This window comes from Yersinia sp. FDAARGOS_228 (assembly GCF_002073315.2).
GTDB lineage: Bacteria > Pseudomonadota > Gammaproteobacteria > Enterobacterales > Enterobacteriaceae > Yersinia > Yersinia intermedia.
Genome location: NZ_CP020409.2, coordinates 3,271,506 through 3,296,941 on the forward strand (window position 1 = coordinate 3,271,506; position 25,436 = coordinate 3,296,941).

Genomic DNA, 25,436 nt, shown 5'->3' on the forward strand with positions numbered 1-25,436 from the left:
GACAGTAGCCAAAGTGCGATAACTTTAGCGGATTAACTAAGACTATAAAGCACTTGAGTGGATTAGCCCAATAAAAAAACCAGCCATTGAGGCTGGTTCTTTTATTGTACCGGAGTGCCACACTATAGGCTTAAGTGTGCTCAGATCGGTGCAGACGCTTATTTCTTCGCTTCAACCCACTTGCCATCAATATAGAAAGCAGACCAACCTGTGGCTTTGCCATCTTTCTCTGATGAAACATACTGCTGTTTAGTTTTACGACTAAAACGCACCATGGTTGTATTACCCTCATTGTCCACCACAGGCGCATCAGCCAGATAACGTAATTTTTCAGGTAAGCGATCTTTGAAGCGAACCAACTCTTCGACTAACGGCGCACGGGTTTCGCGCGACTTAGGGAAGGTGTTCGCAGCCAGGAACACGCCAGCGGCACCATCTCGCAACACGAAATAGGCATCTGACTTCTCACAAGGCAGTTCTGGCAACGGTACTGGATCTTCTTTAGGTGGTGCGACTTCGCCACTGCGCAAGATTTTACGGGTATTTTTACACTCATCATTGGTGCAGCCCATGTACTTACCAAAACGCCCCATTTTCAGATGCATTTCAGAACCACATTTCTCGCACTCAACAATCGGGCCTTCATACCCTTTGATACGGAACTCGCCCTCTTCTATCTCATAACCATCACACGCCGGGTTATTACCGCAAACATGCAATTTACGTTGGTTATCGATCAGATAGCTATCCATTGCCGTACCACATTTCTGGCAGCGGCGGCGGGCGCGTAATGCGTTAGTTTCCGCATCATCACCCTCAAGGATATTGAGAATTTCAGCTTCGGGTACCAGATTAATCGTGGTTTTGCAGCGCTCTTTAGGTGGCAATGCATAACCAGAACACCCAAGGAATACACCGGTGCTGGCAGTACGAATCCCCATCTGACGCCCACACGTTGGGCAATCAATGCTGGTCATCACCATTTGATTCGGGCGCATGCCGCCCTCTTCAGGGTCTTTCTCTGCTTTTTCAAGCTGCTCGCTGAATTCAGCAAAGAAGCCATCCAGAACAGCTTTCCACTCGGCCTGATTGTTGGCAACCTGATCCAGGCCACTTTCCATGCGAGCGGTAAAATCGTAATTCATCAACTCGCGGAAGTTTTCTTCTAACCGGTCAGTAACGATTTCGCCCATTTTCTCAGCATAGAAACGGCGGTTTTCTACCCGCACATAACCACGATCCTGAATGGTCGAAATAATTGATGCATAAGTGGATGGACGGCCAATGCCCCGTTTTTCCAACTCTTTTACCAGCGATGCTTCGCTGTAACGCGCCGGCGGCTTGGTGAAGTGTTGGCTTGGGATCAGTTTTTGTAAATCCAGATCACTGCCCACTTCAATTACCGGTAAAGTGCGGTCTTCATCGCCTTTACGTAGCGCTGGCATCACCTTGGTCCAACCATCGAAGCGCAAAGTACGCCCTTTAGCCCGCAGTTGGAAATCCCCAGCCTGAACGGTCAACGTGGTGGAGTCATACTTAGCTGGTGTCATCTGGCAAGCCACGAACTGACGCCAAATCAGTTGGTACAACTTCTGGGCGTCGGCTTCCATATCTTTTAGCTGCTCAGCAATCACATTCACATCTGAGGGGCGAATAGCTTCATGCGCTTCCTGCGAATTTTCTTTGCTGCTGTACTGATTAGGCGCGGATGGCAGATACTTAGCACCGAAATTATCGCCAATATAATCACGCACCATAGTCAGCGCATCCTGACTTAAATTGGTGGAGTCAGTACGCATATAGGTGATATGACCTGCTTCATACAAGCGCTGCGCCATCATCATGGTTTTTTTCACACCAAAACTCAGGCGGGTACTGGCAGCCTGTTGCAAGGTGGAGGTAATAAACGGCGCGCCAGGCTTGCTACTGGTCGGTTTATCTTCACGATCCAGCACGTTATAGCGCGCATTTTCCAGTAATTTCAGTGCAGCATGCGTCTGCTCGCGATTTACCGGTTTAAACGGCTTATCATGGGCATGGGTGACTTCCATTTGAATCGGAACGTCACCTTTCGCCAGCAAGTCAGCATGCAGCTCCCAATACTCTTCTGGAACGAATGCTTTGATATCTCGTTCACGCTCAACAACTAAGCGCACCGCCACTGATTGCACTCGACCGGCAGACAAGCCACGAGCAATCTTTTTCCATAGCAGCGGGGAAACCATATAACCAACAACCCGGTCCATAAAGCGACGAGCTTGCTGGGCATTCACCCGGTTGATATTCAATTCACCCGGTTGATTAAACGCTTGCTGAATGGCGTTTTTGGTAATTTCGTTGAATACCACGCGGCTAAAGCGCTTATCGTCACCACCAATCACTTCCCGCAAATGCCAGGCAATTGCCTCTCCTTCGCGGTCAAGGTCGGTTGCGAGATAGATGTGGTCAGCGTTTTCGGCTAATGCTTTCAGCTCGGCAACCACTTTTTCTTTGCCGGGCAAAATTTCGTACTGCGCTTTCCAGCCATGATAAGGGTCGACGCCCATACGGTTCACTAACGCAACCTTTTCGTCTTTCTTTACTTTGGTCTTGGGCTTGTCGGTTTTCTTGGCTTTATCTTCAGTTGAGTTAGCGCTCTTCTTACTGGCTGATCCACTGGTCGGCAAATCACGAATGTGACCGACACTGGACTTAACCACGTAGTTATTCCCTAAGTATTTATTAATAGTTTTGGCTTTTGCCGGGGACTCAACTATTACGAGGGCTTTACCCATAATGACCTTTACCTAAATTATTTCTTCTAAAAGAAGGTTTTTATCTTGCCGTACCGCGGCATTCTGAATCTCTTTTTTATATTGCGGTACTTTCTCAGGAGATCAACCTGTTTTTTTGATCGGGGCCATAAATGTGCCTGCCGAGTCTTACCTGACGATCCCTCAAAATTTTTGCCTGCGCCCAGAGCTACTGCAGTGAATTCTGCCTCATGGCGTCAACAAAACCTTCCACCTAATAGTATAAAATCCCACACTGTACCTGATAAAAAGCACTACGCAACCTAATTAGCGAGGAATATGAATTTATCCAATCGCGGCTGCAAAGCAGCCAGAGGCTCGAATAAACCTTAGCCGGTTTGCGGACAAATGCTAACCCGCAGTACAATAGTGAGATAAATTACACTGTAGTGAGGAGATATCATGTTCGGCAACACAACACCGATTGAGCGTAATAAATTATTGGCAGAGGCTAATGAGATTATTCGTCAACATGAAGATTATCTGCATGGCATGCAGGCAACTGAGGTTGAGCAAAAAGGGCCGGTATTAGTATTTCGCGGCGAGTTTTTCCTGGATGCGGACGGTTTACCGACAGCGAAAACAACCGCAGTATTTAATATGTTTAAACATTTGGCCCACGTTTTGTCAGCTAAATATCATTTAATTGATTAATCGCCGGTGACTTTTCTCGTTACTGTGTGGCCCGTTTAGCCACAAAAAACAGGGGGCTAAGCCCCCTGCCTTTCTTCACTAAAAACCCAAAGTTTAAGATTATAACAAAGGTTTTTCGCCACGCTGCCACCAGCGTAATAATAGACGATCAGCACTTTCTGCCGCGCTGCCGGTAAAACGGTCCATCAGACGTTTGCGCCGCGCATAATGCACACCTATAACCTCATGGTTATCCATTTCAGCAATCAATAAATCATCACTGGTACCAATAGCATCAACCAACCCTTTCTCTTTGGCCTGGGTACCAAACCAGTGTTCACCGGTCGCAACCGCATCAATGTCCAAAGAGGGGCGTTGCTGCTGCACGAACTGTTTGAATAACAGGTGCGTTTCATTTAAATCTTCACGGAATTTCTCGCGCCCTTGCTCGGTATTCTCACCAAACAATGTCAGCGTGCGTTTAAACTCACCAGCGGTGTGCAACTCGACATCAATATCGTTCTTTTTTAGCAAGCGGTGGAAGTTCGGGATTTGGGCCACAACACCGATGGAGCCAATGATAGCAAAGGGCGCACTGATGATACGATCAGCCACACAAGCCATCATATAACCCCCACTGGCCGCTACTTTATCTACCGCAACCGTCAGGCGAATCCCTTTATGGCGCAAACGCTCCAATTGCGAGGCGGCTAAACCATAACCGTGCACCACACCGCCAGGGCTTTCGAGGCGGAGCAGCACTTCATCTTGCGCGCTAGCAACCGCCAACACTGCGGAAATCTCTTCTCGCAATGACGTCACTTCATGCGCATCAATGCTACCTTTAAAATCAATCACATACAGACAGGGTTTTACTGCTGCCACCGCACCGGCTTTGGCGCGCTGCTTCTTCAGTTTTTGATCCGATTTTTGCTGCTTCTTAAACTCTTTGATCCAGGTTTTTTGTTCCGCATGGTCCATGCGCGCCAGCCGCATTTCCCGCTGCATTTCCTTATACTGCTCACCCAGATCAACCAGATTCAATTCTCCCCGTTGCCCTTGTTTTCTCATCCCTTGGCTGACAACCAGTAACACTACCGCACCAATGGCGACCACAATCGTCACTACTTTGGCCAGAAACAGTCCGTACAGAGAAATTAACTCCACAAATACCGCCTTTATTCATCTGCTATTAGAGAGATACCTGCATTCTAGCGAACCCGTAAGCTGCCGTCTTGCGCAAATGAAAAATTGCATTGGTTTCGCTTAAATATAAGAATGTAAAACATATCGCGGCATGTCTGAATACAATATCTGCCGCCAGTAAGAGGAATAGTTATGCATTATCAACCTAAAAACGACCTGCTCAATAATCGCACTATCCTGGTGACGGGAGCAGGTGATGGTATTGGTCGCGAAGCGGCCCTGACTTATGCCCGTTTTGGTGCTCGTTTAGTGTTAGTTGGCCGAACGGAAAGTAAATTGATTGCTGTACAGCAACAGATAGCTGAGGCTCAAGGGTTACCAGCGTTAGCACTGCCACTTGACCTATTACATGCAACAGAACAAGATTGCCAGCAGTTAGCAGGAACCCTAAGCCAGCATGTTTCTCATCTGGACGGTGTGTTACATAATGCCGGTTTATTAGGCGATATCGCCCCAATGGCGGAGCAGAATATTGCCCTCTGGCAAGAGGTGATGCAAGTGAATGTAAATGCGACATTTATGCTTACTCAAGCGCTTTTACCTCTGCTATTGAAATCCCACAGCGCCTCTCTGGTCTTCACCAGCTCTAGCGTTGGTCGCCAGGGCCGTTCTGGCTGGGGGGCTTATGCAGTATCCAAATTTGCCACTGAAGGCATGATGCAAGTGCTTGCAGAAGAATATAAACACAGCAATCTGCGGGTTAATTGTATTAATCCGGGGGGAACCCGGACTCAGATGCGGGCGTCCGCCTTCCCTGACGAAGATGCGGCTAAGTTAAAAACGCCTGCTGATATTATGCCGCTGTATCTTTATCTTATGAGTGATGATAGCCGCAGAAAAACCGGTATCAGTTTCGATGCACAACCCGGCCGCAAACCCGGCCCCGCCGAATAAAGGAACATGTTATGTCTGAAGAACGCCATCAGCAGCGCCAACAAAAAATAAAAGAAAAGGTTGAATCACGGGTTGCGGCAGCGCAAGAAACACGCGGCATCATGATTGTTTTTACCGGTAACGGCAAAGGCAAGACCACCGCCGCTTTTGGTACGGTGACCCGGGCGGTCGGGCATGGCCTGAAAGCGGGAGTGATTCAATTTATTAAAGGTGAATGGCCTAACGGTGAGAAAAACCTGTTGCAACAACATGGGGTTGAATTTCAGGTTATGGCGACCGGTTTTACCTGGAATACGCAGAATAGAGAAACCGATACCGCCGCCTGCCAAGGTGTGTGGCAACACGGGTTGCGAATGTTGGCAGACCCAAGCCTGGATTTAGTGGTGCTGGATGAGCTGACTTATATGGTCGCCTATGACTATCTGCCACTTGATGAGGTTATCACAGCACTCAAGCAGCGCCCGGCCCATCAAACTGTGATTATTACTGGCCGTGGCTGCCACCGCGACTTGTTAGAAATGGCCGATACCGTCAGTGAATTACGCCCGGTCAAGCATGCTTTTGATGCCGGAGTTAAAGCACAGCAAGGTATTGACTGGTAATTCGCAGTATTCATGCAAATCAATAAGGTGCCGCAGAGGTAATATCTGCGGCATTTTCGCTAGATAGATAATGAGATCTCAACCTCACTGGCCCCTATTGGTGAGCTACGTTTTCCAAATTACTTATCGAGTGGGATCATGGGTATTTTGGATGGGGTCAATGTCCCAATGGGAGGCGTGAGCGTTGCCATACCAGGGCCCACTTGGCTCGATGACTGAGCTTTATGTTGTGTGCTGCCAAAATAACAGATTGTTTTCAATGGCTCAGGGAGCGAACCACAGGTCTTTTCACAATTGTCACCATAGTGAGAGTGAGGCCCAGCGCAAGCATAAGTTACAGATGAGAATCCGGTGCCGACGACAAATAAAATAGCCGCGCTGGTCGTTAACAGAGACTTTTTCATGTTAATACTCCTGGATTTTAAATCTGAGGGGGTATTCCCCAAGAGCAATATAGTCACACAGAATATCTCAAAACTAGCGGTATCTTATTGTGGTTGACAGTGTATATACGTGGTCAAACCATTTATTATAGAAATATTCCACTACCCAATAGAGATATGTTGGTTTTTTATACTTTAGGAAGGAAAAGGATATCTGAGGAAGTGGGATGATGTGAATGCATAAAATGAATGAGGGGGAGAAAAGGACCCCCCCTTAGATGAATTACCCGCGCTTGTTCGATCCGCGACGAGCTGCCGTTGCTGCTGGCGCTGCATTACCCGCATTTTGACGAGTAGAACTTTTACGAGCAGAACCTTGACGGCCCGCGACCTGGCGGCCAGCGACTTCAGTGTGGCGTTTAACCGCACGACGGATTTGATTGGCTTTAACCCGGCGTCTGTCTTTCTCTACAGGCAATTTACTGACTGTTTCAGAATCCAATTCGACCAACTCACGCAGGTAGTTGGTTGCCTTTAGATCCAATTCGGTCCAACCGCCGCGTGGCAACCCCTTCGGCAAATTAATATCACCATAACGCACACGAATCAGACGACTAACCTGCACGCCAACAGCTTCCCACAAGCGGCGAACTTCACGGTTGCGCCCTTCGGTTAACGTAACGTTATACCACTGGTTAATCCCCTCTCCGCCTTGGAAGCTAATGGTGCGAAAAGCTGCCGGACCATCGTCCAACTGCACGCCACGGCTGAGTTGTTTGATTTTCTCGTCATCGATTTGACCAAACACCCGCACGGCATATTCGCGCTCGACTTCACGGCTTGGATGCATCAGACGGTTGGCAAGTTCACCATCAGTGGTGAACAATAATAAACCTGACGTATTCACGTCCAGACGACCTACTGCCACCCAACGCGAACCGCGCAGTTTTGGCAAACGATCGAATACCGTTGGGCGACCTTCGGGATCGTTACGCGTACAGAGTTCACCTTCCGGCTTGTAATATGCCAAAACACGGCAAACAGCCTCTTCAGATTCTTTAATAGAAAGAAGATGACCATCGAGGCGAATTTTGGTGGCCTGAGTGACTTCAACACGATCACCCAATGTTGATATTTTGCCATCAACACTGACGCGGCCTTGTTGGATAATGGTTTCGATTTCCCGACGCGAACCATGACCGGCCCGTGCCAAGATTTTCTGTAATTTTTCACCCACAATTTTATCGCCCTGTGGTTTAGGGCTTTGTGGCTTTGAGTTTGGTAATTTTTGGTTTTCTGACTTCTCGCTCATTGAGCAACCTCTAATGTCGCCTTCACAGGCGTCGAGTTATATATTGTAATCAATAAGTTAAGCTCACAATCAAGCAAAACTCACTGATTGTAATACATTTTGGAACACAGCATGGCGCACTAAAAAGGGTGCAGGCGGCTTCACACGCTGGTTCGTGACCCGACATATTACACTAATTTCACACTCAAGGATTCAAAAAGTGTCTGCCCCCCTTTTCACTTGCCCAAAGGTGCACGGGGCCAAGACTGAAATGAACAAAAATTGTGCAACACAAGAATAATCCTACAACGATAGGCCACCTGTCTGATTATTTTGTGATCTAAATCAATTTAAGCTGTACTCCATCAACTGCCATCTGCAGTGTTAATTCCAACTCGATAAGGCGAGTTTAAACCCGATTAAAAGCCAAGCCTTTCTTTTCTCAATTTCTCGTTCCTTATTTCTATTTCGTTTTCTTATTTCGATTTTCTATTTCTTGTAATCATCACTATCACCAGGATGTATTCATCTCTATGAAACCTATTACAATCCAAAAATTTAATCTTATTACTCGCTGCCTGATGGCAACGTTAATGACCGGTGCAGCCTCCAGTGCTTATGCCATTGAGTGTAACGATCCCGCCAGAACATCGGCTGATAGTGCCTGCACGGTCACCACAGCCTCAAGCACTGACATTATTGGCATATTGTCGGAGGGGTCGGAGAGTACCGATGCCTCTGGGTATATTGTTACAGTCGATACCCCCGCATCTGCCACATTGCAATCTATTATTGGCGGGTCTGCTGATGCGGTAGCATCAACATCTAACGTTAGTAATACTAACGCAGTTATAAGCCGTGCTGATGCCAATGCGGCAAGTAATAATAATACCGTTATCGTTAATAATGGTTTATTTAATGGCGATATTTATGGCGGTTATACCAGTGCCGATGGCAATAGTGATGCCATGGTAAGCGCTATGGCGATAAGTCGTATTGCCGAAAGTGATACCTATGCAAACGCCAGCAGTAATATGAATACGATCATTATTAACAATGGTGTGTTCAAGGGTGATATTTACGGTGGTTATTCTGTTACCAATGGCAATGCTTTTGCAAATGCCTACGGTACTGGCAGTATCGCCAGAAGTTTGGCTGATGCGCGCGCCACCAGTGATACCAACAGCATTACAATTAATGGCGGTTCGTTTAGTGGCCCTGTGCATGGTGGGTATGCCTATGCCAATGTGTTTGCTTTTGCCTATGGCACTAACACCGTAGATAAAACTCAGGCGAATGCCAGCGCCTCAAGCAGTGGCAATACTATTGTTATTAATGATGGTTCATTTATCGGTTCCATTTATGCTGGCTACGCCGAAGCTATCACTATGATTGACAACGCAACTCAGGGAGAAAGTAGCAGCATCCGGGTGAAAAGTAATGCCAACACTCTTACGCTGAATGGCGGTGTATTCAGTGGCCTTATTTATGGCGGTTATGCATCAAGCTTTGGTGGCGCGCCAACATCCGAGAATGCCACGGCAATCAATAACACCATTACGCTGTCAGGCTCCCCGGTGTTTAACGCCAATAGCAGTGAAATATGGGGAGGCTATGCGGATATTTTCGACGGTATCTCAAGCTCATATGGTGATGCTTTCACCGGCAATACCTTTAACTTTGCTGCCAACCCTATCAGCCTGAATAAGATGGGTAATTTTGCCTTTTATAATTTTTATCTAAATAATAATATTAAAAATAATGATGTTCTGATTGCACTGACTAACGCGGCCAATATCGACAATGCGGCTATTGCAGTGACCGGTATCAGTAAAGACAGCGGCTTGGTCAAGGGGGATGCTATTACGCTTATCTCAAATGTCACCGGGGGTGAGCCGACGTTAAATAACACGCAAAAAGTCACAATTGGTACGGCAAAACTGGCGGATGTCAGAGTGTATCGGGAAAATGATGCAGTAAAGGCGTCGTTAGATAGCGTAACCCAATTAAGTCGTGAAAACGGCCCGACCACCGGTTTTGACGCAAACCCACAGACTAAAACCTATTTGGAAGGCCGCCTGCCAGGCATGTTTTTAATCAACCAAGGCAGCGACCTGCTTGCCGGGTTGGATACAGCACAGCTTTACCGTGATGATAATGGGGTGGCACTGTTTGGTCTTACCTCCGGCAGTAAAAGCCGTTACAACACCGGTTCCCACATTGATATGGATAGCTTCGCGTTAACCACCGGTATCACCAAGAGTCTGGGGAAACTCACCATCGGTGGCCTGTTTGAAGCCGGTTGGGGTAGCTATAACGCCTATAATGATTTTAGCGGATTGACCAGCATGAACAGTAACGGAAATGTTGACTATAAAGGTGCAGGCATTATTGCCGACTATGCATTCACTGACGCTATTTACCTCAACAGTTCTCTGCGTGCAGGGCGGGTATCCAGCGACTTTTCTTCTGCTGATTTCGGCGTGAATGGCGGGGTTACTAGCCATTATGACAGCGCGTCATCTTATGTCAGTGGGCACCTCAAAACCGGCTACCGTTATGCCATTACGCCGGCGGTGAAACTAGACACCCATGCCAGTATTCTGTCAACTCGCGTAGGCAGTGACAGTGTCACCAATTCCCAAGGGGAAAATCTACAGTTTTCGGCGTTGAACTCACAGCGTGTGAATACCGGCGTTACTGTCACCTATCATGCCACACCTAAACTGGATGTTATCAGCGGGGTTGCCTATGAATATGAGTTTGATGGTAAAGCCAAGGGGACTATCGATGGGGATAATATCGATTCTGCAGGCATTAAAGGAAGCACGGGTATAGGTGAAGTGGGCATCCGTATTACACCGACCAAAGAAAAGAATCTGTCCATGGACATGAAACTGTCAGGTTATAGCGGAAAACGCGAAGGTGTGGCTGGCGGACTTAGTGTTAAATACGCGTTCTAACATCCGTGATTGAGCATGTCATCTGGGTTGGATAGCGGTACCTTGCGGTTATGCCGTATCCAACATCCCAGATATAAAGATATTTAGCGGAACGGCGTGGCGTCCCCCGCTCCTTCACGAATAACTTCAGGAGAAGAATCCGTCAGGTCAATAACGGTAGTAGGCTGTTGCCCTAATGAACCACCATGAATAATTAAATCCACTTGCTTGCCGAGATGGTCTTTGATCTCTTCTGGATCGGACTCAGCAAAGTCATTACCCGGTAGCATCAATGTCGTTGACATCAATGGCTCACCTAATACATCCAGCAACGCCAGCGCAATAGGGTTAGAAGGCACACGTAAACCAATAGTTTTACGTTTGTCATTCATCAAACGCCGAGGAACTTCTTTCGTCGCCTTCAATATAAAGGTGTAGTTGCCAGGGGTATTATTTTTGATCAGCCGAAACGCCGAATTATCAACATATGCATAGGTCGATAACTCAGACAAATCACGGCATACCAGTGTGAAGTTATGATTACCATCTAATTGGCGGATGCGACAGATACGTTCCATTGCCGCTTTATCTTCTAAACGGCAGCCAAGGGCATAACCAGAATCTGTCGGATAAACCACCACCCCACCCTTGCGTAACACATCAACACTTTGGTTGATCAGTCGCGGCTGAGGGTTTTCCGGGTGTATATAAAAAAATTGACTCATGACACTACCTCATCATTCAACATATACGTTAGCTGGCTCTACAGGCCAATCACGCCATACCGGTTCCACCCCAGCGGGGAGCCACAATTTGCGGCCCAATTCAATCCAGGCGCAAGGCTGATGGAAATCAGATCCCTGGGATGCAAGTAAATTATAGTCGCGCGCGTACTGCGCAAGCTGCGCTCGTTCATGGGGAGCCTGCTGGCACTGAGCAACTTCCATCGCATCTCCGCCATGCTCAGCAAAATGGGCTAATAAACGTTTCAACCATTTGGCGGTTAAATCGTAACGACCAGGGTGCGCCAAAACCGCTTGCCCACCAGATTGCTTAATGGCTTCAATGGCTTGTTCTATTGTACACCATTGCGCTGGGACATAACCGGTCTTGCCTTTGGCTAAATACTTTTTAAAAACCTGCCCGACATTACTCGCTAACCCCAACTCCACCAGATAACGGGCGAAATGCCCACGGGTTACCTGGCCGCCCCCCGCCAAGCGGTTCGCACCTTCCCAAGCCCCAGGAATACGTGCTTTTGCCAGACGCGCACTTATCTCTTGCGCCCGAAGATGGCGATAGTTGGACTGCTCACTCAATAATTTGCAGATACTGGCATGCTGGGTATCAATACCCAACCCCACAATATGGATCTCGTGGTTTTCCCATAACGTGGAAATTTCCACCCCGGCAATAAGCTGCAATGCCAATTGTTGCTGGGCAATGGTGGTAGCCGCTTCTGCCAGCCCTGCGGTGGTATCGTGATCAGTAATAGCCAACACCCCCACCCGCATTTGCGCCGCTCTTATTACCAGCGCTGAGGGAGTCAATAAACCGTCCGACGCAGTGGTATGGCTATGCAAATCATAAAGTGTAAAGGCCGTTGATGTGGCAGCAGCATCCTTATCAGCAGGGATGGTGCTATCAATCAAAACAGGTTTATTTATCAAAACGGTCTTATTAATCAAAACAAAAGTCCGAAAAAACGTGGCTGGCTATCATACCCGTTAATAAGACGCTAACGTTAATCAAACTTGACCGCACTCAGCCACCTGGATTGAATTAAAGTGTAATAGGTAACCATACAGACTTTGTTAGAAAACAATCAATCAAGGGTTGACATTCATCTCGCGAACCAGTTAACTAGTACGCAAGTTCACAAGGCACTTAAGCATCTAAGTAAGCAGCAAGCGAACGTAGCTAACACCCCTACGGCTTCAAGGACTAGGGGGATAAACTGAATGCAATCATAGAGAGTAGTGACTGATAATGAAAACTTCCCTGATTTCCTTACTGCGTTGGTGGCACATCTCCCTCTCTCGGGCGGTGTAATCACGCATATCAGTCACCAGACAATGCAGATTGCTTCAGCCCGCTAATAGCGGGCTTTTTTATGGACAGATTTCAGCGTAATCCCTTTTCAGGAAAGATAAATGATGCAAACTTCGCGCCCCACATTACAGTTACTGAGCGCTCAGGCGTGTTACCGCGATGACCCAACCGCGCTGTTTCACCAACTCTGCGGCGCGCGGCCTGCCACTTTGCTGCTTGAATCAGCAGAAGTGACCAGTAAGCAGAATCTAAAAAGTCTGCTGATTATTGATAGCGCGCTGCGTATCACTGCCCTTGAGCAGAAAGTCACGATCGAAGCGCTCAGTCGCAATGGCGCATCTTTATTACCGTTACTAGATGCCGCCTTACCGCCGCAAGTAGAGATTCAAGTGCGCCCGAATGGCCGTGAGTTAACTTTCCCTGTCATTAATGAAGTGCAAGATGAAGACTCACGCTTACAGTCATTATCGGTTTTTGATGCGCTACGCCTGCTACTAAAACTGGTTGATGCCCCAGAGTCTGAGCGGGAAGCCGTCTTCATTGGCGGTCTGTTTGCTTACGATTTGGTGGCAGGTTTTGAAAATCTCCCCCCGCTGCGCCATGACCAACGTTGCCCGGATTTCTGCTTCTATTTAGCCGAAACCTTGTTGATATTGGATCATCAGCATCGTTCAACGCAGCTACAAGCCAGTCTGTTCACCACCGACGAGGGCGAGCATTCACGCCTGACCCAGCGTTTAGAGCAAATTAGCCACCAGCTACAGCAAGCGCCGCAACCGATCCCGGCCAAGTCAGTGCCTGAAATGGAGTTACAGTGTAACCAGTCTGACGAAGAGTACGGCGCAGTCGTGGCCCAATTGCAGTTGGCTATCCGGGAAGGCGAAATTTTCCAGGTTGTGCCTTCACGCCGTTTCTCACTGCCTTGCCCATCGCCACTGGCCGCATACCAAACACTAAAAGATCATAATCCCAGCCCGTATATGTTCTTTATGCAGGATAACGAATTCGCCCTGTTTGGTGCTTCGCCAGAAAGTGCGCTGAAATATGATGCCACCAACCGCCAGATTGAGATTTACCCGATTGCCGGTACGCGACCGCGTGGCCGCCGTGCCAATGGTGAATTGGATCGCGATTTAGATAGCCGTATTGAGCTGGAAATGCGCACTGACCATAAAGAACTGGCTGAACATCTGATGCTGGTGGATTTAGCGCGTAATGATTTGGCTCGTATTTGCGAACCGGGCAGCCGCTATGTAGCCGATTTAACTAAAGTTGACCGCTATTCCTTTGTGATGCATTTAGTCTCACGCGTTGTGGGCACACTGCGTCAGGATCTGGATGTACTGCATGCTTATCAAGCCTGTATGAATATGGGCACCCTGAGCGGCGCACCGAAAGTCCGCGCTATGCAATTGATTGCGGGCAGTGAGGGGTCGCGCCGGGGCAGTTACGGTGGCGCGGTGGGTTACTTTACCGCACACGGCGATTTGGACACCTGCATTGTGATCCGCTCGGCTTATGTCGAAGACGGTATCGCCACGGTGCAGGCGGGGGCGGGTGTGGTGATCGACTCTATTCCACAGGCCGAAGCCGATGAAACTCGCAATAAAGCACGTGCGGTACTGCGCGCGATTGCCACCGCACACCATGCCAGGGAGATCTTCTAATGGCTGATATCTTGCTGCTCGATAATATTGACTCCTTTACGTATAACCTGGTGGACCAATTACGCTCCAGTGGTCATAGGGTGGTGATTTACCGTAACCAAATCGCCGCTGACACCATTATCGCTCGCTTGCAACAACTCGAACAACCGGTGCTGATGCTCTCACCAGGCCCCGGCACACCGGCACTGGCGGGGTGTATGCCCGAATTATTGCAACGCTTACGCGGGCAGTTACCCATTATCGGTATTTGCCTTGGTCATCAGGCCATCATCGAAGCTTATGGCGGCCATGTTGGGCAAGCAGGAGAGATACTGCACGGCAAAGCCTCGGCCATTGAACACGATGGACAAGGTATGTTTGCAGGCATGCCTAATCCGCTGCCGGTAGCCCGTTATCACTCATTAGTGGGCAGCAATATCCCAACAGAATTAACCGTTAACGCCCGTTTTGGTGAGATGGTTATGGCAGTTCGCCATGATGCACACCGCGTGTGTGGCTACCAATTCCACCCGGAATCTATTTTAACCACCCATGGTGCTCGTCTACTTGAGCAGACGCTGGACTGGGCGTTATGCCCGCCACATATGAAGCTGTAGCGGTGCTAGCTACATTCGTTACTCGCTGGCTGTCTCCCTGTAACACCATGTTCTTTGGGTAGGGTGTAATTAAGGACTATAAGATGCAAAATTTATTATTATCAAAAGAATTATTATTAGAAAAACTGTTTCAGGCTAAATCCCTGACCCAAGCTGAAAGCCAAATTCTATTTAGCTCTATCGTGCGTGGCGAACTGGAAGCGAGCCAATTGGCGGCGGCGTTAATCAGTATGAAAGTACGCGGTGAAACACCCGCCGAAATAGCGGGCGCAGCACAAGCCTTATTGGCGGATGCACAGCCCTTCCCGCGCCCGGATTACCTGTTCGCCGATATCGTTGGTACCGGGGGGGATGGTACTAACAGTATTAATATCTCTACTGCCAGCGCCTTTGTTGCCGCCAGTTGCGGCGTAAAAGTCGCCAAGCATGGCAATCGCAGTGTTTCCAGCCGTTCAGGTTCATCAGACTTGCTGGCCGCATTTGGTATTCGCCTGGACATGAGCGCGGAGCAATCGAGATTAGCATTGGATGAGTTAGGGGTTTGCTTCTTGTTTGCACCGCAGTATCACACTGGCTTTCGCCACGCGATGCCGGTTCGCCAACAGTTGAAGACCCGCACCCTGTTTAATGTGTTGGGGCCATTAATTAACCCGGCTCGCCCGCCGTTGGCGCTGATTGGTGTTTACAGCCCTGAGTTGGTATTACCTATCGCGCAAACCCTGCAAGTGTTGGGTTACCAACGTGCCGCAGTGGTGCACGGTGGCGGAATGGATGAAGTGGCAATTCATGCACCGACTCAGGTTGCTGAGCTGAATAACGGCAGCATCGAAAGCTATGAATTGGCACCGGAAGATTTTGGTCTGAACCGCTATCCACTTGGCGCGTTACAAGGCGGCGCACCGGAAGAAAACCGTGACATTTTAGCACGGTTGTTACAAGGTAAAGGTGAACCGGCACACGCCGCAGCCGTGGCGGCTAACGTGGCGTTATTGCTGAAGTTGCACGGTCAGGAAAACCTGCGCCATAACGCGCAGCAGGCATTGGAAATGATTCACAGCGGTCAGGCTTTTGATCGTGTTACCGCTCTGGCGGCGAGAGGATAAATCATGCAGGAAACTGGGCTTAATAAAACCGTGCTCCACAACATTGTGCACGATAAGGAAATCTGGGTTGCCGCGCGGAAATTGCAACAGCCTCTGGCTAGCTTTCAAAACGATATCACCCTGAGCCAGCGCGACTTTTATCACGCGCTGCAAGGCAGTAAGACCGTTTTTATCCTGGAATGTAAGAAAGCATCCCCGTCCAAAGGGGTTATTCGCGAAAACTTTAATCCGGCTGATATTGCGGCTGTGTATAAAAATTATGCGTCGGCCATCTCGGTATTAACCGATGAGAAGTACTTCCAAGGCAGCTTTGACTTCTTGCCACTCGTCAGCGCAGCCGTCACTCAGCCAGTGCTGTGTAAAGACTTTATTATCGACGCCTACCAGATTCAATTAGCGCGGTTTTATCAGGCAGACGCCATTTTACTGATGTTATCGGTGCTTGATGATGACCGTTATCGCCAACTGGCCGCCGTAGCACACAGCCTGAATATGGGGGTGTTGACCGAGGCCAGTAACGCTAAAGAGCTGGATCGTGCTATTGCATTGGGTGCCAAAGTGGTCGGTATTAATAATCGGGATCTGCGCGACTTGTCGATAAGCCTTGATCGCACCCGCGAACTGGCTCCACGGCTACCAAAAGGTGTCACGGTCATTAGTGAATCGGGCATTAACAATTACCAACAGGTGCGTGAACTGAGCCATTTTGCCAATGGGTTCCTGATTGGCAGTGCGTTGATGTCTGAACCTGATCTCAACGCTGCCGTGCGCCGCGTGTTATTGGGTGAAAATAAAGTCTGCGGTCTGACCCGCGCTCAAGACGCCGCGGCGGCTTATCACGCAGGTGCCGTCTATGGTGGCTTGATCTTTGTTGGCAGTTCGCCGCGTTATGTCGATATTGCCAAAGCACGTACTGTTATTAGCGGAGCACCATTGAAGTATGTCGGGGTATTCCGTGATGCCAAAATTGAAACCGTGCAGCAAACAGCCGAGCGGCTGTCGCTAACAGCAGTGCAATTGCACGGGCAAGAGGATCAGAGCTATATCAATCAACTGCGGGCGATACTGCCGGCCAGTTGCCAAATTTGGCGGGCGCTGCGTGTTGACGATGCCGTGCCGCAACGCAACTTACAGCATGTCGAGCGTTATGTGTTGGACCACGGCAACGGTGGCACTGGTCAACGCTTTGATTGGTCATTATTGGCCGGTCAACCGCTGGATAATGTGCTGCTGGCGGGTGGGTTAAGTGCTGACAACTGTTGTGCAGCAGCCCAACTGGGTTGTGCCGGTCTTGATTTCAACTCCGGTGTAGAAAGTGCCCCCGGCATCAAAGATCCACAACTGATCGCCGCTGTTTTCCAGACGTTACGCGCTTACTGATGGATGATTTTGCTGGCTAACTTTATTCATGGACACACTTTAGTAACCCCATAGGACAGAAAAATGACCACACTTAATCCTTATTTTGGCGAGTTCGGTGGCATGTATGTGCCGCAGATTTTGATGCCAGCATTGAAGCAACTGGAAGAGGCTTTTGTCAGTGCTCAACTGGACCCTGAGTTCCAGGCAGCATTTCAAGATCTGTTAAAGAACTATGCTGGTCGCCCGACCGCACTAACCCTGTGTCAGAATTTGACCGCCGGGACAAAAACCAAGTTATATCTGAAACGTGAAGACCTGTTGCACGGCGGCGCGCACAAAACCAATCAGGTTCTGGGTCAGGCTTTATTGGCCAAACGCATGGGTAAAACCGAAATCATTGCGGAAACCGGCGCAGGTCAACATGGGGTGGCTTCAGCACTGGCTTGCGCCCTGCTCGGCTTGAAATGCCGTATTTATATGGGTGCCAAAGACATTGAGCGCCAGTCACCAAACGTGTTCCGTATGCGCCTGATGGGGGCTGAAGTGATCCCGGTGCACAGCGGTTCTTCCACCTTGAAAGATGCCTGTAATGAAGCACTGCGCGATTGGTCTGGCAGCTACGAAACCGCCCACTATATGTTGGGAACCGCAGCAGGCCCACACCCTTACCCGACTATCGTGCGTGAATTCCAACGGATGATCGGCGAAGAAACCAAAGCGCAGATGTTAGCCCGAGAAGGCCGCCTGCCGGATGCGGTACTGGCATGCGTAGGTGGTGGTTCGAATGCGATTGGTATGTTTGCTGATTTTATCGATGAGCCAGGTGTTGGTCTGATTGGCGTTGAACCGGCAGGGCTGGGTATTGAAACCGGCCAGCATGGCGCTCCACTCAAGCACGGTAAAGTGGGTATCTACTTCGGTATGAAATCGCCGATGATGCAGACCAGTGACGGTCAAATCGAAGAGTCCTACTCTATTTCTGCCGGGTTAGACTTCCCATCCGTAGGGCCACAGCATGCCTATTTAAATAGTATTGGTCGTGCTGATTATGTTTCCGTTACCGATGACGAAGCATTAGATGCCTTTAAAGCACTGTCATGCAAAGAAGGGATTATTCCAGCGCTGGAATCCTCCCATGCCTTGGCTCATGCCTTAAAAATGATTAAAGCGTCGCCGGAAAAAGAACAGATATTGGTAGTGAATCTGTCCGGGCGCGGTGATAAAGACATTTTCACCGTTCACGATATTCTGAAAGCACGGGGAGAGATTTAATGGAGCGTTATCAGCAGCTTTTCAATCAGTTGGCAGCAAAAAAAGAAGGTGCATTTGTTCCCTTCGTACAGTTAGGTGATCCAACACCTGCTCTATCTTTAGACATTATTGATACATTAATTGCGGCGGGTGCAGATGCGTTGGAGTTAGGTATTCCATTCTCTGATCCGTTGGCTGATGGCCCAACCATTCAAAATGCAGCATTGCGTGCGTTTGCCGCTGGCGTGACGCCCGGTATCTGCTTTGAGATGCTGGCAGAAATCCGCAAAAAACACCCTACTATTCCCATTGGTCTACTGATGTATGCGAATCTGGTATTCCACAATGGAATTGATAGTTTCTACCAGCGTTGTGCTGCTGTCGGTGTCGATTCAGTGCTCATTGCTGACGTACCGTTTGAAGAGTCAGCCCCGTTCCGCGCAGCGGCACTGCGCCACGGCATCGCGCCTATCTTTATTTGCCCGCCAAATGCGGACGATGATTTACTGCGCGAGATAGCCTCTCATGGCCGTGGTTACACCTACTTACTGTCACGCGCAGGTGTCACTGGTGCTGAGAATCATGGCCACCTTCCGCTGAATCATCTGATTGATAAACTGCGTGAGTACCATGCCGCCCCAGCACTGCAAGGTTTTGGTATTTCAGAGCCGGAACAAGTGAAAACCAGCCTGGCAGCAGGTGCTGCCGGGGCAATTTCTGGCTCCGCAATTGTAAAAATCATTGAAAACAATGTCTCACAGCCCGCAGAGATGTTGGCCCAATTGTCCCGTTTTGTGACCGAAATGAAAGCGGCGACTCGCCGTTAATTTCACTATCAGCGCCTGATTACCCGTTCAAATCAGGCGCTATATTCGCTCGAAATTCTCGCCTGCCACGCTATATATCTGCTGCAAATTTGAATAAACATCATTCATAACCAATAATTATGTAACACGTTAAGCATTTCTTTACATTTAGGATGCTATGAGTGATCAGTAATACGACGTTAATATGAATTAATTGCGCTTTCGACAAGTTATTTTTTTCGTCATGTTCAGTTAAGACATTGGTAAACATGGAGAGTAATTATGAAGCTTTTTAAGACCCTTTCAGCTTTGTGTATCGCAGTAATCATGGCCATGGCAGTAGCGGCCTGTGCACCAACCCCAAAATCAGAAGGCACCGGTGGCTACCTGGATGATACCGTGGTGACCACCAAGGTAAAATCGGCGTTGCTGGCTGAGAAGAATCTTAAATCTACTGAAGTCAGTGTTGAGACCTTTAAAGGGCGGGTCCAGTTAAGCGGCTTTGTTAGTTCGCGTCAGGATGCAAACCGTGCAGTACAGATCACCCGTACCGTACCAGGGGTGAAATCTGTTAGTGATAAGATGCAAATCAAATAATCCCCTTATCGGAGGCGCTTTGCGCGCCTCCTTTGCAGGCCCCCCCGCAATCACATCAGAGATTCCTCAAAAGGTATTGCCGTTGCAGGTAGGCGGCCAGCAAACGCATCCCGATGAGCTGACTCAGGTCAGTGATTCGGGTAAGTGAGCGCAGCCAACACCCCTGCAGCGGCAAGAGCGAAAGCTATTACCCAAAGTTATTGCCGTTGCAGGCAGGCGGCCAACAAACACATCCCGATGAGCTGACTCAGGTCAGTGATTCGAGTAAATGAGCGCAGCCAACACCCCTGCAGTGGCAAGAGCGAAAGCTATTACCCAAAGTTATTGCCGTTGCAGGTAGGCGGCCAGCAAACGCATCCCGATGAGCTGACTCAGGTCAGTGATTCGGGTAAGTGAGCGCAGCCAACACCCCTGCAGCGGCAAGAGCGAAGGGTAATTAGAAACGATAGCCCGCGCCAAACATAAACACCCATGGATCAAGACGGGTATTGATACTATGTTCCTGACCATTTTGTTTAAATTTCACGTCAGTTTCGATATTTATCCACCAGACCGACATATTCAGCATCCAGTTTTCACTGACCATGTAGTCCATACCCGCTTGCCCGGCAATACCCCACGAATCTTTAACACTTAAATCCGTCAAACCGGCACCTTGCCCTGTGTTGTTGAATTTCTCATCAAAGAAGGTGGTGTAGTTCAGGCCGATACCCAGGTACGGGCGCAGTTTGTCTTGTTTATCGCGGAAATAGTATTGCGCCATTAAGGTTGGTGGCAATTGCTTAACTTCAGCAATAGTACCGGTTGCCTCCAGACCAATTTTATGGCGGAACGGTGTGGCTGCCAAAAGTTCTACACCGATGTTATCAGTAACCAGATAGCTGAAAGTCAGGCCCAACTGAGTATTGTTATCCGCTTTGAAGGAACCGTAACCTAGTACATCATCAGACCCGGCATTTGGTCTGACAGTTGCTGTCCCTGCCCGGAAAATATAATCGCCTGCTTGATGCGCGCTTGCCGCAGTGGGAGCCAGAGCTGCTACAGCTAACAATGCCAAAGTGACTTTTTTCATTATCCATTCCATTTGTAGGTTTATTCGCGGACAAAATATACCCATAAATGAGTATTCATGATCCAATCGGGATCACATCTTTGGTAACAAATTAAATAAATCCTATTTTATGTAAGGTTATTTAATTCCTTAATAACGTTGAAATTGATCTGGATCATAAAAGCCACTTTGGGGCAAATAGTGCTAACGCCCATTGCTGAAAAATAGAACCGTTGTCATGCTGCTATGCTTGGATGTTGTATGTGTGAAATCGCGATCGGTTGGCTGTTTACTTTGTAAGGAGCAGTAGATTCAAGATGAGCGCTAAAATTAATCCGTGTGAAAATTGTGGCGCTTGTTGCGCCTATTTTAGAGTGTCGTTCTATTGGGCTGAAGCCAAAGAGGGAGGCGGTACAGTGCCCGATGCCATGACCGAACAAGTCACGCCCTTTATCAGTTGTATGTCCGGCACTAACTGTAAATCCCCCCGTTGCAGTGCACTTCAGGGCGAAGTCGGTCACGTTGTTTCCTGTTCAATTTATAGTGACCGCCCATCCCCCTGCCATGAATTTGAACGGTCAGGAGATGCCGGGATTCATAATCCGCACTGTGATCGCGCCCGCGCACGCTATGGGTTACCGCCGTTACCTATTGATAACTTCGAGGTAATCAGATTAGAAGAAATCACAGCTAGATTAATGACAGGATCCCACAGCGCCCCATAACAAGGTATAATCATCGGCTAGCGCTATTTTTTCGATCTCAAGGAGCTTTCATGCCTATCACGGCGAACAGTTTATACCGTGACAGTTTTAACTTTTTACGTAATCAACTGCCAGCAATCCTGCTGCTGGCTTTGCTGACTGCGTTCATTACCGTCATGCTGAACCAAGCATTTATCCCTGATGCTGAACAACTGGGTATTTTAAGTGCTGCGGACAGTGATATTGCGTCATCCGCAAGTGTCAGCATCAGTGAGATAGTCTCGCAGATGACACCAGAGCAGCAGATGGTACTGCTGAAAGTCTCTGCTGCGGCGACCTTTTCTGCCTTAGTCGGTAACGTGTTATTAGTCGGTGGAATGCTAACCCTGATTTCTATGGTATCGATGGGCCGCCGGGTCAGTGCCTTGCAAGCTATTGGTATTTCAGTACCGATCTTGCCACGTTTACTGTTGCTGATGTTTATCGGTACCTTGTTGATTCAATTAGGATTAACAATATTTATCGTGCCTGGCGTGGTCATTGCTGTCGCGTTATCACTCTCACCGATTATCGTGACCACAGAGAAAATGGGAGTTTTCTCTGCAATAAGAGTCAGTATCAAATTGGCCTTTGCCAATGTGCGATTAATCGTACCCGCTATGATGCTGTGGATAGCCGCTAAACTGATTCTGTTGTATCTGGTCAGCCACCTGACTATTTTGCCAACACCGATTGCGACGATTATTTTAAGCGCACTTAGTAATCTGGTTTCCGCATTACTACTGGTGTATCTGTTCCGTTTATATATGTTGCTGCGCCCTGCAACTCCAGCGGAATAAATACCCCTTCAGATAAAAACAAAAAGGGCCATTACGGCCCTTTTTGCTTATCTAATGCTCTATGCCTATCAGCTAATTTCAGGCTCCGCAGTTATCTCTGCTTCCTGTTTCTCTGCCACCCGTTGCTTACTTTGGATCAGTTTTAGTGCCAAGTAGAGATCAGGCACCAGGATCAGATCATTATCCTGGCTTTTCAAGCGATTAATTCGGAACCAGCGCGTCAACTCGGTGCGCCGACCGGCCAGTATCAACTTAATATTACGTTGTTTTAGGTCACGTTTAAGTTCATCAATCGCCGACAGTACACTGATATCGGCATAGGTAAAGCTGGCAACGGCGTCAATAACCACCCAGTCCGCTGGATGTGGTGTGCTATCAACCAAATTCAAAATCCGCCGCTTAAAATACGCCACATTGAAATAGGTCAGAGGTGAGTTAAAGCGGTAAATCATCACGCCGGGTACCGATTTGATCCCATTGCCACTGCGCATTGAATGGATCATCCCATCAGCATTAACGCCTAACAGTTGCTCTGTTGGGCGAAAAACTGTGCGCAAGAACTGCAATAGCCCCAACAGAACCGCCAATCCGATACCACTAATCACGCCGACCAATACTACGCTGACGAAAGTAAATATCGCCAAATAGAAAGCCTGAGAATTACGTTTACGTAATTGCCATAAACTCCTGAACCCCAGCAGCGACCAGGCAGCATAAATCAGCACCACGCCCAATGCGGCGATCGGAATAAATTGCAGCGGTCGGGTTAAAAATAGCAATACCATCGCAATCATCAACGCAGCAATAATAGAAACCAACTGGCTTTTGCCATTATTGGCGTCATTCACTGCAGTGCGGGTACTGGCCCCACTGATAGCAAAACCTTGCGATAACGCGGAAACAATGTTGGTAATCCCCAATGCGCGCAGTTCTACATCGGCATCAACCTCATAACCATTTTTGGCGGCAAAACTACGGGCGGTCAGCATCATACTGACAAAACTGACCACTGCCAGGTTAAGTGCAGGAATAACCATATCGCGCAGCAAGCCTGGCTGGAAATCAGGCCAATGCACCATTGGCAAGCCCCCATCGAACCCCCCTACCACCGCCACACCAAATTGCTGCATATTGGCAGCCCAGGAAACAAAGGTCGCAATGACAATTGCCAGCAGCGGCGCAGGCCAGTTGGGCCGTAACCACTTAACGCCATACAACACCACAAAGGTCAGTAGCGAAATAGCGACCGTGGGCAAATGGCTGTTAATTAAGTTATGGGGTAGCGCCAGTACCCGCTCAATCAGTTGCGGTGGTCGGGTCATAAAACCAAAAACCTTACCTAGCTGATCGACAATAATGGTAACTGCTACCCCATTAAGTAACCCGGTCAATATTGGTCGTGATAATAGATCAGCCAAAGCCCCCAACTTGAAACGACTGGCCACCAGACACCATGTGCCCATCATTAATGTCATCATGATGGTGAGTTGCCAGTGAACTTCACTATTCCCCGCCGCCAGTGGCGCAACCACGGCGGCAATCACCGCACAAGTCGCCGCATCAGGCCCGACGATTAATTGCCGCGATGAACCAAAAAAAGCGTAGGCAATCATCGGTAAAATACATGAATACAAGCCGACGGCGGCACTAACACCGGTCAGCTCAGCATAAGCAATAGCGATAGGTAATGCGACGGCAGCCACGGATAGGCCAGCCCTGACATCTGGTTTGAGCCAGTCGCGTTCATATGCCATCAATTGGGTCAAACCCGGCATCCAATACCGCAGTGTTTTTTTCTGCATAGCGACTCCACACACCCTAACCCAATATTTATTACTTATCATGCTGGGTTAACGCACTACTGGCAATATGCTGACAAAATCTGTTACTTGTTTATCGTAAGTTTCTGCAAATTCCACTGGCAGAGCGCGCATTCCGATAGATAATTAAGGATAATAGCGTTTTAGCGCTGGTACCCTCACCTCACTGAATCCGGTATAGTCGGGCTGTGTACAAATGATGGATTGATTCATGAAGCAACTTTTAGATTTTCTTCCGTTAGTCGTATTTTTTATTTTCTACAAGATGTACGACATTTTTGTCGCCTCAGGGGCGCTGATTGTCGCAACATTACTCGCGTTAGCCTTTACTTGGCTTAAGTATCGTAAAGTAGAAAAGATGACGTTAGTTACCGCAGTTATGGTGCTGGTATTCGGTACTTTGACGCTTACATTCCACAGTGACTTATTCATTAAATGGAAAGTGACAGTGTTATATGCGCTGTTCGCCGTGGCTTTATTAGTAAGCCAATGGGTCATGAAAAAACCCTTGATTCAGCGCATGCTGGGGAAAGAGCTAACGCTACCAGATGCGGTATGGTCAACACTGAATATGTCATGGGCGCTGTTCTTCTTGGCCTGCGGCCTGCTAAACATTTATGTCGCGTTCTGGTTACCGCAAGATATTTGGGTAAACTTTAAAGTCTTTGGTTTAACCGCACTCACCCTGATATTCACATTGATCAGCGGCGTTTATATTTACCGACATATGCCGGAAGAACAGAAAAAGTCATAATTTAAATAATACCCCCCAACATCATTGAGGCCACAGGCAGGCAACACCGCAGGGGCCTCAATGACGTTGGTATATTTTATGCTTATTGAAA

Annotated in this window: 23 protein-coding genes and 1 other annotated feature; of the genes, 15 read left to right on the top strand and 8 right to left on the bottom strand. The window is 48.4% G+C overall.

Annotated features, from left to right (window positions below):
• Positions 1 to 158: 158 nt before the first annotated feature.
• The gene (topA, locus tag A6J67_RS15075; RefSeq protein WP_080608247.1) at positions 159 to 2,774 is read right to left on the bottom strand and encodes a type I DNA topoisomerase; all 2,616 of its coding nucleotides are present in this window, start codon (positions 2,772 to 2,774) and stop codon (positions 159 to 161) included.
• A 420-nt stretch (positions 2,775 to 3,194) separates the two neighbouring features.
• Here topA and A6J67_RS15080 point away from each other — a divergent pair, with 420 nt between their 5' ends.
• Positions 3,195 to 3,446: a YciN family protein gene (locus A6J67_RS15080; protein ID WP_005191579.1), complete on the top strand. Its 252-nt coding sequence runs from the start codon at positions 3,195 to 3,197 to the stop codon at positions 3,444 to 3,446.
• 99 nt (positions 3,447 to 3,545) lie between these two features.
• Here A6J67_RS15080 and sohB read toward each other — a convergent pair whose 3' ends face one another.
• Positions 3,546 to 4,592: a protease SohB gene (gene sohB / locus A6J67_RS15085; protein ID WP_050073279.1), complete on the bottom strand. Its 1,047-nt coding sequence runs from the start codon at positions 4,590 to 4,592 to the stop codon at positions 3,546 to 3,548.
• Between the two features lie 171 nt (positions 4,593 to 4,763).
• Between sohB and A6J67_RS15090 the strand changes: the two genes are divergently transcribed.
• Together A6J67_RS15090 and cobO are read left to right on the top strand one after the other, a co-directional pair.
• Positions 4,764 to 5,525 (top strand): YciK family oxidoreductase, encoded by a 762-nt coding sequence (locus tag A6J67_RS15090; protein WP_005191576.1) that lies wholly within the window; start codon positions 4,764 to 4,766, stop codon positions 5,523 to 5,525.
• Positions 5,526 to 5,536: 11 nt separating this feature from the next.
• Positions 5,537 to 6,127 (top strand): cob(I)yrinic acid a,c-diamide adenosyltransferase, encoded by a 591-nt coding sequence (gene cobO / locus A6J67_RS15095; protein WP_042569732.1) that lies wholly within the window; start codon positions 5,537 to 5,539, stop codon positions 6,125 to 6,127.
• Positions 6,128 to 6,246: 119 nt separating this feature from the next.
• Here the strand turns inward: cobO and A6J67_RS15100 are convergent, their stop codons facing one another.
• Both A6J67_RS15100 and rluB read right to left on the bottom strand, forming a co-directional pair.
• Positions 6,247 to 6,531, bottom strand: coding sequence for a hypothetical protein (locus tag A6J67_RS15100; RefSeq protein WP_050073278.1), 285 nt, complete (start codon positions 6,529 to 6,531; stop codon positions 6,247 to 6,249).
• Between the two features lie 262 nt (positions 6,532 to 6,793).
• Positions 6,794 to 7,822, bottom strand: coding sequence for a 23S rRNA pseudouridine(2605) synthase RluB (rluB, locus tag A6J67_RS15105; protein WP_050073276.1), 1,029 nt, complete (start codon positions 7,820 to 7,822; stop codon positions 6,794 to 6,796).
• A gap of 512 nt (positions 7,823 to 8,334) precedes the next feature.
• On the opposite strand from rluB, the gene A6J67_RS15110 reads away from it, so the two are divergent.
• Positions 8,335 to 10,764 carry an autotransporter domain-containing protein gene (locus tag A6J67_RS15110; RefSeq protein WP_050296962.1) on the top strand — a complete coding sequence of 810 codons (2,430 nt, stop codon included), beginning with the start codon at positions 8,335 to 8,337 and terminating at the stop codon, positions 10,762 to 10,764.
• Between the two features lie 83 nt (positions 10,765 to 10,847).
• Here the strand turns inward: A6J67_RS15110 and A6J67_RS15115 are convergent, their stop codons facing one another.
• Together A6J67_RS15115 and rnm are read right to left on the bottom strand one after the other, a co-directional pair.
• Positions 10,848 to 11,468 (bottom strand): L-threonylcarbamoyladenylate synthase, encoded by a 621-nt coding sequence (locus A6J67_RS15115; RefSeq protein ID WP_005191561.1) that lies wholly within the window; start codon positions 11,466 to 11,468, stop codon positions 10,848 to 10,850.
• 12 nt (positions 11,469 to 11,480) lie between these two features.
• Positions 11,481 to 12,413, bottom strand: a complete 933-nt coding sequence (gene rnm, locus A6J67_RS15120) for an RNase RNM (RefSeq protein WP_407842439.1) — start codon at positions 12,411 to 12,413, stop codon at positions 11,481 to 11,483.
• Positions 12,414 to 12,732: 319 nt separating this feature from the next.
• Between rnm and trpL the strand changes: the two genes are divergently transcribed.
• The 8 genes from trpL (at position 12,733) to A6J67_RS15160 (ending at position 20,177) form a co-directional block, all read left to right on the top strand.
• Positions 12,733 to 12,795, top strand: a complete 63-nt coding sequence (gene trpL / locus A6J67_RS15125; protein ID WP_061512357.1) for a trp operon leader peptide — start codon at positions 12,733 to 12,735, stop codon at positions 12,793 to 12,795.
• Positions 12,757 to 12,858: a sequence feature (Trp leader region), on the top strand. (Overlaps the previous gene by 39 nt.)
• A gap of 41 nt (positions 12,859 to 12,899) precedes the next feature.
• Positions 12,900 to 14,462, top strand: coding sequence for an anthranilate synthase component 1 (locus A6J67_RS15130; protein ID WP_032907729.1), 1,563 nt, complete (start codon positions 12,900 to 12,902; stop codon positions 14,460 to 14,462).
• A complete protein-coding gene (locus tag A6J67_RS15135; protein WP_042569729.1) occupies positions 14,462 to 15,058 on the top strand; it encodes a glutamine amidotransferase-related protein in 597 nt (198 codons plus the stop codon). Before A6J67_RS15130 ends, A6J67_RS15135 begins: the two co-directional genes overlap by 1 nt.
• A gap of 83 nt (positions 15,059 to 15,141) precedes the next feature.
• Positions 15,142 to 16,161, top strand: coding sequence for an anthranilate phosphoribosyltransferase (gene trpD / locus A6J67_RS15140; protein WP_005191553.1), 1,020 nt, complete (start codon positions 15,142 to 15,144; stop codon positions 16,159 to 16,161).
• Between the two features lie 3 nt (positions 16,162 to 16,164).
• Positions 16,165 to 17,541, top strand: a complete 1,377-nt coding sequence (trpCF, locus tag A6J67_RS15145) for a bifunctional indole-3-glycerol-phosphate synthase TrpC/phosphoribosylanthranilate isomerase TrpF (protein ID WP_042569728.1) — start codon at positions 16,165 to 16,167, stop codon at positions 17,539 to 17,541.
• Positions 17,542 to 17,604: 63 nt separating this feature from the next.
• A complete protein-coding gene (trpB, locus tag A6J67_RS15150; protein WP_005191549.1) occupies positions 17,605 to 18,795 on the top strand; it encodes a tryptophan synthase subunit beta in 1,191 nt (396 codons plus the stop codon).
• Complete coding sequence (gene trpA, locus A6J67_RS15155; RefSeq protein ID WP_032907700.1) at positions 18,795 to 19,601, top strand: tryptophan synthase subunit alpha; 807 nt, start codon at positions 18,795 to 18,797, stop codon at positions 19,599 to 19,601. The genes trpB and trpA overlap by 1 nt, the downstream gene beginning before the upstream one ends.
• A 261-nt stretch (positions 19,602 to 19,862) precedes the next feature.
• Positions 19,863 to 20,177: a BON domain-containing protein gene (locus A6J67_RS15160; protein WP_032907699.1), complete on the top strand. Its 315-nt coding sequence runs from the start codon at positions 19,863 to 19,865 to the stop codon at positions 20,175 to 20,177.
• A gap of 436 nt (positions 20,178 to 20,613) precedes the next feature.
• Here A6J67_RS15160 and ompW read toward each other — a convergent pair whose 3' ends face one another.
• Complete coding sequence (gene ompW / locus A6J67_RS15165) at positions 20,614 to 21,249, bottom strand: outer membrane protein OmpW (protein WP_032907887.1); 636 nt, start codon at positions 21,247 to 21,249, stop codon at positions 20,614 to 20,616.
• A gap of 296 nt (positions 21,250 to 21,545) precedes the next feature.
• Here ompW and A6J67_RS15170 point away from each other — a divergent pair, with 296 nt between their 5' ends.
• Positions 21,546 to 21,953 carry a YkgJ family cysteine cluster protein gene (locus tag A6J67_RS15170; protein WP_032907886.1) on the top strand — a complete coding sequence of 136 codons (408 nt, stop codon included), beginning with the start codon at positions 21,546 to 21,548 and terminating at the stop codon, positions 21,951 to 21,953.
• Between the two features lie 50 nt (positions 21,954 to 22,003).
• Complete coding sequence (locus tag A6J67_RS15175) at positions 22,004 to 22,771, top strand: YciC family protein (protein WP_005192289.1); 768 nt, start codon at positions 22,004 to 22,006, stop codon at positions 22,769 to 22,771.
• 68 nt (positions 22,772 to 22,839) lie between these two features.
• Here A6J67_RS15175 and A6J67_RS15180 read toward each other — a convergent pair whose 3' ends face one another.
• A complete protein-coding gene (locus A6J67_RS15180) occupies positions 22,840 to 24,573 on the bottom strand; it encodes a SulP family inorganic anion transporter (protein WP_050296961.1) in 1,734 nt (577 codons plus the stop codon).
• Between the two features lie 229 nt (positions 24,574 to 24,802).
• Between A6J67_RS15180 and A6J67_RS15185 the strand changes: the two genes are divergently transcribed.
• Positions 24,803 to 25,345, top strand: a complete 543-nt coding sequence (locus A6J67_RS15185) for a septation protein A (RefSeq protein WP_005192287.1) — start codon at positions 24,803 to 24,805, stop codon at positions 25,343 to 25,345.
• Positions 25,346 to 25,436 lie beyond the last annotated feature (91 nt).

Bases quoted from the DNA above. Each gene is read 5' to 3' on its own strand.
- topA (WP_080608247.1), bottom strand. From the start codon at position 2,774: ATGGGTAAAGCCCTCGTAATAGTTGAGTCCCCGGCAAAAGCCAAAACT.
- A6J67_RS15080 (WP_005191579.1), top strand. From the start codon at position 3,195: ATGTTCGGCAACACAACACCGATTGAGCGTAATAAATTATTGGCAGAG.
- A6J67_RS15090 (WP_005191576.1), top strand. From the start codon at position 4,764: ATGCATTATCAACCTAAAAACGACCTGCTCAATAATCGCACTATCCTG.
- cobO (WP_042569732.1), top strand. From the start codon at position 5,537: ATGTCTGAAGAACGCCATCAGCAGCGCCAACAAAAAATAAAAGAAAAG.
- A6J67_RS15100 (WP_050073278.1), bottom strand. From the start codon at position 6,531: ATGAAAAAGTCTCTGTTAACGACCAGCGCGGCTATTTTATTTGTCGTC.
- rluB (WP_050073276.1), bottom strand. From the start codon at position 7,822: ATGAGCGAGAAGTCAGAAAACCAAAAATTACCAAACTCAAAGCCACAA.
- A6J67_RS15110 (WP_050296962.1), top strand. From the start codon at position 8,335: ATGAAACCTATTACAATCCAAAAATTTAATCTTATTACTCGCTGCCTG.
- A6J67_RS15115 (WP_005191561.1), bottom strand. From the start codon at position 11,468: ATGAGTCAATTTTTTTATATACACCCGGAAAACCCTCAGCCGCGACTG.
- A6J67_RS15130 (WP_032907729.1), top strand. From the start codon at position 12,900: ATGCAAACTTCGCGCCCCACATTACAGTTACTGAGCGCTCAGGCGTGT.
- A6J67_RS15135 (WP_042569729.1), top strand. From the start codon at position 14,462: ATGGCTGATATCTTGCTGCTCGATAATATTGACTCCTTTACGTATAAC.
- trpD (WP_005191553.1), top strand. From the start codon at position 15,142: ATGCAAAATTTATTATTATCAAAAGAATTATTATTAGAAAAACTGTTT.
- trpCF (WP_042569728.1), top strand. From the start codon at position 16,165: ATGCAGGAAACTGGGCTTAATAAAACCGTGCTCCACAACATTGTGCAC.
- trpB (WP_005191549.1), top strand. From the start codon at position 17,605: ATGACCACACTTAATCCTTATTTTGGCGAGTTCGGTGGCATGTATGTG.
- trpA (WP_032907700.1), top strand. From the start codon at position 18,795: ATGGAGCGTTATCAGCAGCTTTTCAATCAGTTGGCAGCAAAAAAAGAA.
- A6J67_RS15160 (WP_032907699.1), top strand. From the start codon at position 19,863: ATGAAGCTTTTTAAGACCCTTTCAGCTTTGTGTATCGCAGTAATCATG.
- ompW (WP_032907887.1), bottom strand. From the start codon at position 21,249: ATGAAAAAAGTCACTTTGGCATTGTTAGCTGTAGCAGCTCTGGCTCCC.
- A6J67_RS15170 (WP_032907886.1), top strand. From the start codon at position 21,546: ATGAGCGCTAAAATTAATCCGTGTGAAAATTGTGGCGCTTGTTGCGCC.
- A6J67_RS15175 (WP_005192289.1), top strand. From the start codon at position 22,004: ATGCCTATCACGGCGAACAGTTTATACCGTGACAGTTTTAACTTTTTA.
- A6J67_RS15180 (WP_050296961.1), bottom strand. From the start codon at position 24,573: ATGCAGAAAAAAACACTGCGGTATTGGATGCCGGGTTTGACCCAATTG.
- A6J67_RS15185 (WP_005192287.1), top strand. From the start codon at position 24,803: ATGAAGCAACTTTTAGATTTTCTTCCGTTAGTCGTATTTTTTATTTTC.